Source organism: Streptomyces sp. NPDC049887, from assembly GCF_040656535.1.
Taxonomy (GTDB): domain Bacteria; phylum Actinomycetota; class Actinomycetes; order Streptomycetales; family Streptomycetaceae; genus Streptomyces.
In genome coordinates, this window is sequence record NZ_JBFAMM010000006.1 from 19,032 (window position 1) to 30,615 (window position 11,584).

Annotated in this window: 11 protein-coding genes; 4 read left to right on the forward strand and 7 right to left on the reverse strand. The window is 74.4% G+C overall.

What is annotated here, in order from left to right; all coding sequences use genetic code 11:
• Positions 1 to 84: 84 nt before the first annotated feature.
• The 4 genes from AB0J10_RS09290 to AB0J10_RS09305 form a co-directional block, all read right to left on the reverse strand.
• Positions 85 to 1,470, reverse strand: coding sequence for a carboxyl transferase domain-containing protein (locus AB0J10_RS09290; RefSeq protein WP_363059475.1), 1,386 nt, complete (start codon positions 1,468 to 1,470; stop codon positions 85 to 87).
• Entirely contained in the window at positions 1,463 to 2,947 is a 1,485-nt protein-coding gene (locus AB0J10_RS09295) for an acyl-CoA synthetase (protein ID WP_363059477.1), read from the reverse strand. The genes AB0J10_RS09290 and AB0J10_RS09295 overlap by 8 nt, the downstream gene beginning before the upstream one ends.
• Before the next feature lie 632 nt (positions 2,948 to 3,579).
• Positions 3,580 to 4,617 (reverse strand): rod shape-determining protein, encoded by a 1,038-nt coding sequence (locus AB0J10_RS09300; protein WP_363059479.1) that lies wholly within the window; start codon positions 4,615 to 4,617, stop codon positions 3,580 to 3,582.
• Between the two features lie 158 nt (positions 4,618 to 4,775).
• Positions 4,776 to 5,333, reverse strand: a complete 558-nt coding sequence (locus AB0J10_RS09305; RefSeq protein WP_363059481.1) for a hypothetical protein — start codon at positions 5,331 to 5,333, stop codon at positions 4,776 to 4,778.
• Positions 5,334 to 5,471: 138 nt separating this feature from the next.
• On the opposite strand from AB0J10_RS09305, the gene AB0J10_RS09310 reads away from it, so the two are divergent.
• Positions 5,472 to 6,194, forward strand: a complete 723-nt coding sequence (locus tag AB0J10_RS09310) for a hypothetical protein (protein ID WP_363059483.1) — start codon at positions 5,472 to 5,474, stop codon at positions 6,192 to 6,194.
• A 212-nt stretch (positions 6,195 to 6,406) separates the two neighbouring features.
• On the opposite strand, the gene AB0J10_RS09315 is transcribed toward AB0J10_RS09310, so the two are convergent.
• Positions 6,407 to 6,874 (reverse strand): MarR family transcriptional regulator, encoded by a 468-nt coding sequence (locus AB0J10_RS09315; protein ID WP_363059485.1) that lies wholly within the window; start codon positions 6,872 to 6,874, stop codon positions 6,407 to 6,409.
• 89 nt (positions 6,875 to 6,963) lie between these two features.
• Between AB0J10_RS09315 and AB0J10_RS09320 the strand changes: the two genes are divergently transcribed.
• From AB0J10_RS09320 to AB0J10_RS09330, 3 genes are all read left to right on the forward strand, one after another.
• Entirely contained in the window at positions 6,964 to 7,983 is a 1,020-nt protein-coding gene (locus AB0J10_RS09320; protein WP_363059487.1) for an NADP-dependent oxidoreductase, read from the forward strand.
• Between the two features lie 63 nt (positions 7,984 to 8,046).
• A complete protein-coding gene (locus tag AB0J10_RS09325; RefSeq protein WP_363059489.1) occupies positions 8,047 to 8,469 on the forward strand; it encodes an organic hydroperoxide resistance protein in 423 nt (140 codons plus the stop codon).
• 243 nt (positions 8,470 to 8,712) lie between these two features.
• Positions 8,713 to 9,606 carry an EI24 domain-containing protein gene (locus tag AB0J10_RS09330; protein ID WP_363059491.1) on the forward strand — a complete coding sequence of 298 codons (894 nt, stop codon included), beginning with the start codon at positions 8,713 to 8,715 and terminating at the stop codon, positions 9,604 to 9,606.
• A gap of 241 nt (positions 9,607 to 9,847) precedes the next feature.
• On the opposite strand, the gene AB0J10_RS09335 is transcribed toward AB0J10_RS09330, so the two are convergent.
• Both AB0J10_RS09335 and AB0J10_RS09340 read right to left on the reverse strand, forming a co-directional pair.
• Positions 9,848 to 10,219, reverse strand: coding sequence for a hypothetical protein (locus AB0J10_RS09335; RefSeq protein WP_363059493.1), 372 nt, complete (start codon positions 10,217 to 10,219; stop codon positions 9,848 to 9,850).
• A gap of 21 nt (positions 10,220 to 10,240) precedes the next feature.
• Positions 10,241 to 11,467, reverse strand: a complete 1,227-nt coding sequence (locus AB0J10_RS09340; RefSeq protein WP_363059958.1) for a pyroglutamyl peptidase — start codon at positions 11,465 to 11,467, stop codon at positions 10,241 to 10,243.
• Positions 11,468 to 11,584 lie beyond the last annotated feature (117 nt).

An 11,584-nucleotide genomic window follows, 5' to 3' on the forward strand; every position in this document is an offset into this window, starting at 1 on the left:
GGGCGGTCCGCGCGGAACTCGGACCGCACGGCACGCCAACCCCCGGCCGTCACCCGGTCCGCACGGCCGTCCGCGTCGCTCGGTTCACTCGGCCCGGGCCACGATGCCCCGCACCAACCCCAGCTCCACGAGATCCCGCGGCCGCAGGCGGAGCTGGTCCGCGGTCGCCGGTGTCCGGGACGGGTCGCGCTTGAGGATCGCCGCGGCGAGTTCGGGCGCGATGACCGAGAAGTAGCTGTCGGGCGTGACCCAGGTGTTCGCCGGGGCCGCCAGCGCCAGCGCCCCACCGGAACCGCCCTCGCCTATCACCAGGGTCGTCACCGGGACGCGCACCGACGCAACCGCCGCGAAGACGTCGGCGATGGCCGCGCCGGCACCGGTCCGCTCGGCCTCGGCGTCGTTCGCGGCACCGGGCGTGTCCACGAGGGTGAGCACCGGGATCCCCAGCCGGTCGGCCAGCCGGATCAGCCGCGCGGCCGTGCGGTATCCGGCAGGCCGGGTCGCGGTCCCGGCCTGGGCCGCGTACGCCACGACCCGCCCTTCCCGCAGTCCGAAGCCGCAGATCATCCCGGGGTCCGTACCGCCGCACCGGTCGCCGTGAAGATCCGCCCGCTCGTCGAACCAGGCGTCGAGATACGCCCCCGCTCGCGGCCGGTGCGGAGCCCGCGCCCGGCGCACGGCCTCCCATCCGGTGGCCGCCGCGCCGTACGCGCCGTCGAGCGCGAGGGGCGGCGGGACGGGCACGCCGCCCGGCACCGGCCCCGTGGCTCCGCCCGTGAGCAGCCGCAGCCACAGCGACAGTGCCGGGCGCAGCCGGTCCGGCGGGACGACCGCGTCGATCTGCCCGGCGGCCAGCTGGCCCTCGGCCGTGTACGCCGAGGGGTCCGCGTCCGGCGGCCTGACCCGGGACCCGGCGAACCCGACCTGCGCTCCCGGGAGCGCGAGGACCACGTCCGCGCCCGCCCCGAGCGTGGCCCAGCCGCCACCGGTGGCGGGGTCGCGCAGCACCGCGAGCTGCGGCAGTCCGGCCGCGCGGGTCAGCGCCGACGCCCGTGCCACCCGCTGGAGCTGGCTCAGGGCGACCATGCCCTCCTGCATCCTGCTGCCGCCCGTCGCGACCAGCGACACCAGCGGCAGCCGCTCGGCACGGGCGTGCGCGTACGCCCCCTCCAGCAGTTCCCCGGTCCGCCGGCCCAGCGACCCGCCGAGGAACCGGAACTCGAACGAGACCAGCACGGCGCGCCGGCCCCCGATGTCCGCCGTGCCCCAGAAGACGGACTCACGCTCACCGGTGCGTGCCGCGGCCCGCGCCCGCGACTGCGCGTATCCGTCCCACCCGAGCGGTCCGTCGCCGAGCGGGCCGTCTGCGGACGGACCGTCGGTGACAGGGGCGTCCGCGCTCGCCGGGTGCTCCTCGAAGACGTCGGTGACCAGGGCCGCAGCCTCCCGCGCCGTGAGACCGTCAGCCATGGGGGAGGGCCCGCTTCATGATCTTGCCCAGGTCGTTGCGGGGCAGCGCCTCGAGGAAGCGGACCGCGCGCGGCCGCTTGTGCGGGGCGAGCTGGGACGCGACGTGGTCCGCCAACTCGTCGTCGGACGGCGGGTCGGCGGGATCGGAGGGCACCACCCACGCCACGACCCGCTCGCCCAGGTCGTCGTCCGGTTCGCCGGTCACGGCGGCCTCCCGCACCCGCGGGTGCTCCAGCAGCGCGTTCTCGATCTCACCGGCGCCGATCTTGTAGCCGCCGCTCTTGATCAGGTCGGTCGCCTTGCGGCCCACGATCCGCACCTGTCCGTCCGGGGCCCGGACCGCCATGTCGCCCGTGCGGAACCAGTCGCCGTCGAACGCCGCGGCGGTCGCGTCCGGGCGGTTCAGATAGCCGGAGAACAGGTTCGGCCCCCTCACCTGGATCTCGCCGACCGTCTCCCCGTCCAGGCCCGTGATCTCCGACCCGTCCTCTTCCACCAGCCGCAGCTCCACACCCGGCAGCGGGAGACCGACCGATCCGGGGCACGGCTCACCGTCCACCCGGACGCTCGTGTTCATCAGCGTCTCGGTCATCCCGTACCGCTCGACGATCCGCCGGCCCGTCGCCGCGAACAGCCGCTCGTGGTCGTGGACGGGCAGTGCCGCCGAACCCGACACCAGCAGGCGTGCGCCCGCGAGGGACTTCGCCAGCTCGGGGTCGTCGTCCACCGCCTCCGCCAGCCGGTGGTACATCGTCGGCACCCCGAAGAGCATCGTCCCGCCCGCGGCGAGCTCCCGCCCCACCCCGCCGGCCGAGAACTTCCCGAGGTGCCGTACCGAGCCGCCCCGCCGCAGCGGCCCGAGGACGCCGAGGACCAGCCCGTGCACATGGAACAGCGGCAGCGCCTGGACGAGGACGTCGTCGCCGGTCCACGCCCACGCTTCCGCCAGCGCGTCCAGGGTGGCCGCGATCGCCCGGCGCGGCAGCACCGCGCCCTTCGGCGGGCCGGTGGTCCCGGAGGTGTAGACGATCAGGGCCGGGGACTCCGGGGCCGGTTCGGCGGGCAGTGCACGGCAGCCGCCCGGCGGCTCGTCCCCGGCCCCCGCCACCTGGACGTCGATCCGCTCCGACCCGGCCAGTGCGGGCGGCACCGCGTCGCCCGGGCGCGCGAGCACCAGCGGCGGCGCGCTGTCCCCGACGATGTGGGCCAGTTCCCGCTCTCCCGTACGCGGGTTGAGCGGTACGGCGGGCACCCCCGCGATCAGCGCGGCCACCACGCCGACGGCCGTCTCGAGCGTGGGCGTGGCCCAGACCGCGACCCGGTCCGCTCCGGAGATCCGCTCCGCCGTCCTCCCGGCGGCGGAGACCAGCCCGCCGTACGTCAGCGACCGGTCGCCGAAGCGCAGCGCGGGCCGGTGCCGCACACCGTCGGACGTGCCGTCCGCAGCGGCCGCCAGGGCCGGGAAGAGAGCACTCACGGGTCGTCCTCCTCAAGTCGCTTCCGCACCGTTCCGCGGGACCGGCGGTGGGCACGCGCCCGCGGCCACACCATTCTCCCCGCGATCACCTACTCGTGCGTAACAAATGCTCGGACCGGCGACCTCCGACCTGCCGTCGGCAGGTCGGAGGCGCGACTCCGGCACGGCCCTGGTGCCACTCGCGGCGGAGCGCTCGTCTACCGCGCGGAGCGGCGGCTTGCGGTGTGCCTGCGTGGGCGCGGCCCGGTGCGGTGCCTCGGCGGTGGTGCTGCCGGGGGTGCGGCCCCGGGGACGGTACCGGCCGGCACGTTCGTCCGGGGTGGCGTCGTCCGTGACGGTGAAGGGCAGGGTGCGGCGGCCGTCGGGCACGGGCGCGGTCGGCCTGGGCCTCGACGTCGACCGCCGTGGGCCCCGCCCGCCGGTGCGCCGCCGCGCGTCGGGCGCGCCGTGCCGTGAGGGGCGGGTCGCCGCGCTCCCGCTCCTCGTCCACGAGCGCGCCCACCGGTCCGGCGAAGCGCACCGCGGGGCGGCGGCCGAAGCGCACCGCGGTGCGGACACCGAAGCACCCCGCGGGCGGAGGCCGAAAAGCCCCGCCGCGCCACCGGCCCCCGGCAGCGGACCGCGGCCCGGACTCAGGCGGTGAGCGGGGAGAGGACCATCGAGTTGGTGTTGCCCTCCAGCATCTCGCCGAGTCCCAGCACCGCACACACGTCGGGCCGTTCGGCGATGAGGACCGGCATCCCGGTGGCGTCGCGCAGCATCTGGTCGAGACCGGGCAGCAGGGCGCTGCCGCCGACCATCATGATCCCGCGGTCGGCGAGATCGGCGACGAGGTCGGGCGGGCAGTTGCGCAGGATCCTTCCGATTCCGTCGAGTACGGCGGTCAGCGGCGTGTGGATCGCGTCCCGCACCGCCGCGGTGTCGACCCGCACCGAACGCGCCAGGCCGGTCGCCACGTCCCGGCCGTGGATCTCGGTGGTCGAGGGGCCCTGGAGGGTGAGTCCGTTCTCGCTGAGCGCGATCTGGAGGGGGCGTACGGACTGGCTCGGCAGCATCAGTTCGTGCTGGTGGCGCAGGTGCTGGATGACCGCGTGGTCCACGGCCTCGCCGCCGACCGGGATACGGGCCGCGGTGACGATGGAACCCAGGGACAGCACGGCGACCTGCGTGGTGGCCGCACCGCACATCATGATCATCGTGGCGGTCGGCTGCTCCACCGGCAGACCGCAGCCGACGGCCGCGGCGATCAGCGTGTCGACCAGCTCGACCCGCCGGGCCCCGAGTCCGACCAGCGTCTCCACGGTGGCGCGCTGGGCGAGCGGATCGGCCTCGTGCGGTGTGCACGCGGCCGCGCGCAGCCGTGGCTTGCGGCGCAACTGCCTGCGCAGCTTCTCGCCGAGCAGATGGCGCAGCATGCGCTGGGCCATGTCGATGTCGACGACGGTGCCGCCGGAGACGGGGCGCATCACCCGGATGTAGTCGGGGGTACGGCCGGTCATCTGCTCGGCGAACTCGCCGACGGCGATGAGGGCGCCGTTGCGGGTGTTGACGGCGGCGACGCTGGGCTGGTCGACGACCAGCCCGGCGCCCTTCACATAGACCCGGGTCCGCGCGGCACCCAGGTCCACGGCGACATGGCAGCGGCGCAACTGCTCAAGACTGACGGTCATGGCAGGTCCTCCCGAGACGGTTCCCTCCTCGCATCCTGCGATCGCCCGGGGCCTGACGCGCGCTGGGCTGCGCCGGTCGGGGGTGGACTCCGCCGGGATCGCCAGGGGCCGGGCGGACGCCGGGCGCGCGGTACCGGACGCCGGGCGCGAGCCTCGGATCAGGAGCCGTACGCGACGCGCTGCAGCAGGCCCCAGGTGAACTCCGCCACGCACGACCGGCCGTCGGGCACGCCGAACGCGAGCCGCCAGCGGGTGGGGGCGGTGCCCTCCATCGGCCGCACCGGGGCGAAGGCCGCGGCGACCTCGTCGACCGTGCAGCACCAGGGGCGCAGATCGTCCGCCGTGAGCAGGTCGGGTCCGGCGGCCCCCCGCGCCCGTACGAGCCATTCGTTCCAGACCGCCCCGCCGGGTCCGGCCAGCACCTCGAACCGCAGATCCGGCCACAGGGGCACCGGCCACCGCAGCGCGTCGCAGTCCAGGTCGCCGATCCTGCGGCGCGTCGTGGTCTCGGGCTCGCCGAGCACGGAGCGGTACCGGGAGAGGGCCCCGCGGGTACGCGGGGAGCGGACGATCGCCTGCCAGCGGCGGTTCGCCTCCCGCATCCCGGCGGCCGACGCGCCCAGCTCGCGGCGTGCCTCCTCGACCAGTTCCGGCTGATGGTCGGCCATCCGGCGGAGCAGCACGAGCTGGAACTCGCGGGGCCCGAAGGTGTTCATGCCCTCATCGTGCCCGTACGGGCCGGTCCGCGGCGCCGCTCCGGCCGGCCGACGTGCCGCGGAACTGCAGATTCCACACAGGATCCTCACAGTCACGCCTACCTCAGGTGTCACATCGCTGCATACGCTCCCGGAGCCATGGATTACTGCCACCAGTGCCGCCGACACATCAACGGGGCCTTGGCGTGCGCGGGGTGCGGTACTCCTGCCGAGGAACTGCGCCACTTCCGCCCCGCCTCCACCGCGACGGAGAGCGACGTCGTCGTCGAACTGGGCGGCGCGTACGGCGACGAGGACCCGCCCGCCGGGCGCCGCCGTGCCGACGGCCAGGGCCGCCGTACCCGCAGGGCCGCAGGCACCCGCAGGGCCCGTCGCAAACGCGGGCGGAGGGTACTCATAGGGACATTCGGGCTGGCGCTCGCCGCCGGCGCGCTGAGCCTGGCGGAACTGGCCCGGGAGTCCTCGGGCGGCGGTGACGACACCGCCGTCGAGGTGCGTGAGCAGGAGTCCCTGGAGGTCGACGACATACCCGAGCCGACCGGCAGCGCGGAGCCGCCGCCGGGGCCGAGCGCGGTGAGCGAGCCGCCCACGACGTCGCCCGCCGCGGTCAGACCGTCGGGGTCGGTCGGGCGAGGCAGTACCAGACCGACGGTGGAGGCGTCCGCGCCGCAGGGGGAGCCGAGCGAGTCGGAACCGGCCGTGCCCGACCCGCCTGACGACGACGGCACCCCGACCCCGAGCGGCGATCCATCGCAGCAGCCCTCGCAGTCTGCTTCACCGCCGCCACCGCCCCCGCCCGCCGAGCCGGCCCCCTCCCCGACGCCGACGAAGGACTGCTGGCTCATCTTCTGGTGCTCGTGACCCGCGGAGCGCCGCGGCATCTGACCCGGCCCCCGTTCCGGACCCGTCGCGCGCCCCCTCCGAAGACCCTCGAGATCCGCCCCGCCGCCCCCTCCGGGTGGGCCGCGGACCCGTCGCGCGCCCGTCGAAGAACGCGTCCCATCCTGCGGTGAGGCTGCCGACGCCACCCCTTCCGCTCCCGCTCCGGCTCCCGGATGCGGCGCCGCCTCCGGTCACCGTCCCCGATCCGGCGCCTGTGCGCCTGCCTCGGTGCCGGCATCGCCCAGCATGCGCTTCAGCAGGTCCCGCAGCATCCCGCGCTCCTCCACCGACAGCTCCGCGAGCGGCTCGCGCGCGAAGTGAAGGGCCTCCCGGAGCTCGCGCGCCGTCCGGTGGCCCTCCTCCGTGGCCGCGGCTATCTTCACCCGGCGGTCGGCCGGGTCCGGGCGGCGTTCCACCAGGCCGCGCGCCTCCAGCCGGTCGATGATCCCCGTGACGTTCGACGGCTCGCACTTCAGCTTCCGGGCGATCCGGCGCATGGCGGTGGGCTCCATGGACAGCAACCCGAGCACCCTGGCCTGCGCCCCTGTCAGGTGGTAGCGGGCGGCGGCCTCCTCGTACTCGTCGTGGTAGCGAGCCACGACGGTGCCGATGAGATCGACGACCTCGAGGGTCAGCGGGTCCGTGCGCGTGGTGGCCATGCCGCCAGCATACCCAGATGCTTGACAATATGAAATATTCAGTCGCATGGTTGTTTCAGAACATGAAGCATTTCTAGGAGGCCCTCACCATGCCCGCACTTCCCGCGACCAGCCGCGAATGGCACCTCGTCTCCCGCCCCCACGGCTGGCCCGAGCCGGAGAACTTCGCCCTGCGTGAGGCCCCGGTGAACGAGCCGGGCGAGGGGCGCATCCTCGTCCGCAACCTGCACTTCTCCGTCGACCCGTACATGCGCGGCCGCATGAACGACGTGAAGTCGTACGTACCGCCGTTCCAGCTCGACCAGCCCATGGACGGCGGCGCCGTCGGGGAGGTCGTCGCCTCGAACGCGGAGGGCTTCGTGGTCGGCGACCACGTCCTGCACGGCCTCGGCTGGCGCGAGTACGCGGACGTGGAGGCCGGGCAGGCCGTCAAGGTCGACGCCTCCGTCGCCCCGCTCTCCGCCTACCTCGGTGTGCTCGGCATGCCGGGGCTCACCGCCTACGCCGGCCTGTTCGAGGTGGCCTCCTTCAAGGAGGGCGACGCGGTCTTCGTCTCCGGCGCCGCCGGTGCGGTCGGCAGCCAGGTCGGCCAGATGGCGAAGCTGAAGGGTGCCTCGCGGGTCATCGGCTCGGCCGGTTCCGACGAGAAGGTCAAGCTCCTGGTGGAGGAGTACGGCTTCGACGCCGCCTTCAACTACAAGAAGGGCCCCGTCGCCCGGCAGCTGAAGGAGGCCGCCCCCGACGGCATCGACGTCTACTTCGACAATGTCGGCGGCGAGCACCTGGAGGCCGCGATCTCCTCGTTCAACGTGCACGGCCGTGCCACCATCTGCGGAATGATCGCCCAGTACAACGCGACCGAGCCCACCCCCGCCCCGCGCAACCTCGCCCTGGTCATCGGCAAGCGGCTGCGTCTGCAGGGGATGCTCGTCAACGACCACCGCGCGCTCCAGGGCCAGTTCGTCCAGGACGTCGCCGGCTGGCTGGGCTCGGGCGAGCTGAAGTACGACGAGACGGTCGTCGAGGGCATCGAGAACGGCTTCGGCGCGTTCCTCGGGCTGCTGCGCGGCGAGAACACCGGGAAGATGATCGTCTCGCTGACCCGCTAGGCTCGGCTCAGCCGTCGCGGTCGTGGGCGCGAGCCGCGGCGAACGACAGAAGGAACCAGACCCATGTCGATCCAGCAGTCCGACGTCCTCTACACCGCCGTCGCCACGGCGGAGAACGGCCGTGACGGCCGCGTCGCCACCGACGACGGCAAGCTCGACGTCGTCGTCAACCCGCCCAAGGAGATGGGTGGTTCCGGCGCCGGCACAAACCCGGAGCAGCTCTTCGCCGCCGGCTACAGCGCCTGCTTCCAGGGCGCGCTCGGCGTCGTCGCCCGTCAGGAGAACGCCGACGTCTCCGGCTCGACGGTCACCGCCGAGGTCGGTATCGGCAAGAACGACGAGGGCTTCGGCATCATCGTGAGGATCTCCGCGGTCATCCCGAACGTGGACGCCGCCACCGCCCGTGAGCTGGTCGAGAAGGCCCACCTGGTGTGCCCGTACTCCAAGGCCACCCGCGGCGGCATCACGGTCGAGCTCGCGGTCTGAGCTGCCTGCGCCGGGTCCGCCCGGCGCACGCGGCCGACGCACGGGACGAGGCCGCACCCCGAGGGGGTGCGGCCTTCGTCGCATCACCGGTCCGTGGCACCTGACACCGGACGTGCCCGCGTCACCGGTGGGCGCGATCGCCGCCGCCCCGTTTTTCGTCCCGTCCCTTCCCGTCCACAGGTTCCCGGCCTTCGTCCACAGGCCCAGGACCGGGGGTTCCGCACCCCGTATAGGGTGTGGCGCATGCGTGATCTGGGTGCGGGCTTCGGCTACTTGGTGAAGGGACAGCGGTGGGTCGGCCGCCACGGCCGGTGGTTCGGCATCGGGCTGCTGCCCGGGCTGATCACCCTCGTGCTGTACGCCGGAGCCCTCGTCGGGCTCGCCTACGGCGCCGACGACCTCGTGAGCTGGGCGACCCCGTTCGCGGCGGACTGGTCGTCGCTGTGGCAGGGGGTGTTCCGCGGCTTCCTCACGGCCCTGCTGTGGGTCCTCGGTCTCTTCCTCGCCGTGATCACGTTCACCGCCGTGACGCTGCTGGTGGGCCAGCCGTTCTACGAGTCGCTCTCCGAGGCCGTCGACCGTGCCGAGGGCGGTGAGGTCCCGCGATCCGGGCTGCCGCTCTGGCGCGAGCTGTGGATCTCCGCGCGGGACAGCCTGCGGATCGTGATCCGTGTCGCCCTCTACGGTCTGCTGCTCTTCGCGTTCGGCTTCGTTCCCGTCGTCGGCCAGACGGTCGTCCCCGTGCTCGGCTTCTGCGTCACCGGCTTCTTCCTCGCCGAGGAGCTCACCGCCGTGGCCCTGCAGCGGCGACGCGTCGAGCTCGGGGGGCGTCTCGCGCTGCTGCGCGGCCGGCGCCTGCTCACCCTCGGTTTCGGCGTTCCGCTGGCGCTGGCCTTCCTCGTCCCGTTCGTCGCGGTGCTGCTGATGCCGGGCGCGGTCGCGGGCGCCACCCTGCTGGTGCGCGATCTGACCCAGGACCGGGAAGAGGAGGAGCCCGGCCCCCGGGCGCCGGACCAGCACCCGTACACGGCTACGGACCCCCACGCGCACCCCGGGACGGGCCAGGACCCGCACGCGAGCCGCCAGGCCCCGCCCGCTGCCCCCTTCGGCACCGGCAAGGACGAGGCCCGCTCCTAGGACGCGGGCCGCCCCGCGGCCCCGAGCGCGCGCCGGACGCGTCCGCACCGAGCGGGCGTGCCCCCGGGCCGCGCCGCACGTGCCGGAGCCCAGAGCGACGGGCCGCGCCGGACGTGTCCGTGCCGAGGACGACCCCACATCGGCGACGGCCGGCCCCGGGGCGCCCCCGCGGTGGCGAGCAGCGCCCCCGGACGGCGACCGACAGATCAAACTCAAGGCACGAGCCGGTCATAGGCGCGAGTCAGGCCACCGCCCCGAGCGGCACCTGACCATCCTCGCAGTCGTAGCGCGCGAGCAGCTCGCCGTCCGGGCCGAACACGAGTGAGGCGACGGCCGGGCTGCCGCCGTCGCGGGCGCCGCGCAGTTGACCACCGCGGCGGTGGCGGTGGCACGGCAGCCCTCCGGACCGGCGCCGGCCTCGGGTCGCCGGGCGAGGTCCACAGCCGGGGCCGACTGCGGGCAGGCCCAGTTCGTACCCGGTGACCGCCGGCTCCCCGAAGACGGTCAGCCGTGCCCCGCGCCCGGCGGCCGCGCGGACCAGCCGGGCCATGGCACGGACGATGGCCGGGACATCACCCGGTGCCGGGACGAACCGGACCGTTGCGACGATCATGTTCCCATCGTCCGGTGCGGTTCAGCGCCGCGCGGCCGCCACCGCCACGATGGCCCGGACCTGGGCGATGATGTCCAGCCGGTTCCGTACGAACCCGGGGTCGGTCACGGCGCCCGTCGCCGGGTCCGTGTTGCCGGCCCCGAACTGGAGCACCGGAGTGTGCACATGGCCGCCGGGCAGCGTGCCGTGCAGGCCGAGACGGTCGCGCAGCAGCGTGGCCCGGTAGGCGATCTCGTTGGACAGGTAGTTCCCGCCGCCTCCCGCGCGAGCCGTGGAACCGGGGGTGGGACCCTCGGGGCGGACCACCGGATCGGTGCCTCCCGCGGGTATCTCGGTGACGGACGTGTTGTCGTACACCGGGAAACGGCCGGTCTCCGCGGCGATGACGTCCGCGTACGGCAGGGTCGTCGAGGTCCACTGCGGCTGCGCGAAGGGGCCTGGCACCGGCACGGTCCCGGTGCGCGAGACGTTCTCGTTGTCCGGGAAGCCGCCGCGCCAGGCTCCGTTGGTCCGCTCGATGTCGAAGCGCCCGGCGCGCCCCTGGCTCACGGTGGTGAACAGATCCGCCTCGGGCAGCCGGTGGCGCAGGGTCCGCTCGACGGTGCCGGCCGCGAAGTCCGTCCAGCGCACCGGGAAGACGGCGGTCTCCACCCGGGCCAGACCGCCGTCGGCGGTACGCAGCCAGGTGCCGTCGAGGGCGAGCGCCGCCGCCCCGCTCGGGTTGCTGATCCTGATGTCGCGGTCCAGCGTGAACGGGTCGAAACCGGTGAGCACGACGCGCTTGAAGACCTTGCCGCCGACGGTCGTCCCCGCTCCAGGGAAGTCCATGGTGTCCTGGCCCCGGGAGGTCCGCTCCAGCTCGTCGAGCAGCCGGTCGCGCGCCCCGGCGGGCAGGACGAAGTCCGGCTCCCAGAGGCGCAGTTCACGGATCATGGCGAGCCGGGCCCAGTACAGCGGACGGTCGTCGTCGCGGCTGAGGTCCCCGCCTGCGGGGCCCCTGCCCTGCGCCCGGTCGACGGCCCGCCGCCACAGCGCCGACCCCTGCCGCTCGACGACCCGGCGGGCCTCGGCGTACGAGTCCGCCGACCGCAGCGCCCCGGCGAACCGGCCCGCCACGGAGTCGAATCCGCTGCGCCGCAGGATCTCCTGCGGCGCGGCCCGGTCCAGCCGCTGCTCCTCCACGGTCGGCGCGGCCGAGGCCACCACCCGCCCCGGTCCGTCCGCGCTCGCCGGCGCCGCACCGGCCATCGTGCCCACCACAGCCGTCACGACCAACAGCCCGATTGTCCGCCGCACACCGCATCCCTCCGCCGAAACCGATCTGCCCGAAGCCGTCAGTATGGGAAAGGAGTTGGGGGCGTGGCC

Excerpts from the sequence above, each read along its gene's own strand:
- AB0J10_RS09290 (WP_363059475.1), bottom strand. The coding sequence starts at position 1,470 with ATGGCTGACGGTCTCACGGCGCGGGAGGCTGCGGCCCTGGTCACCGAC.
- AB0J10_RS09300 (WP_363059479.1), bottom strand. The coding sequence starts at position 4,617 with ATGACCGTCAGTCTTGAGCAGTTGCGCCGCTGCCATGTCGCCGTGGAC.
- AB0J10_RS09305 (WP_363059481.1), bottom strand. The coding sequence starts at position 5,333 with ATGAACACCTTCGGGCCCCGCGAGTTCCAGCTCGTGCTGCTCCGCCGG.
- AB0J10_RS09310 (WP_363059483.1), top strand. The coding sequence starts at position 5,472 with ATGGATTACTGCCACCAGTGCCGCCGACACATCAACGGGGCCTTGGCG.
- AB0J10_RS09315 (WP_363059485.1), bottom strand. The coding sequence starts at position 6,874 with ATGGCCACCACGCGCACGGACCCGCTGACCCTCGAGGTCGTCGATCTC.
- AB0J10_RS09320 (WP_363059487.1), top strand. The coding sequence starts at position 6,964 with ATGCCCGCACTTCCCGCGACCAGCCGCGAATGGCACCTCGTCTCCCGC.
- AB0J10_RS09325 (WP_363059489.1), top strand. The coding sequence starts at position 8,047 with ATGTCGATCCAGCAGTCCGACGTCCTCTACACCGCCGTCGCCACGGCG.
- AB0J10_RS09330 (WP_363059491.1), top strand. The coding sequence starts at position 8,713 with ATGCGTGATCTGGGTGCGGGCTTCGGCTACTTGGTGAAGGGACAGCGG.
- AB0J10_RS09335 (WP_363059493.1), bottom strand. The coding sequence starts at position 10,219 with ATGATCGTCGCAACGGTCCGGTTCGTCCCGGCACCGGGTGATGTCCCG.
- AB0J10_RS09340 (WP_363059958.1), bottom strand. The coding sequence starts at position 11,467 with ATGGCCGGTGCGGCGCCGGCGAGCGCGGACGGACCGGGGCGGGTGGTG.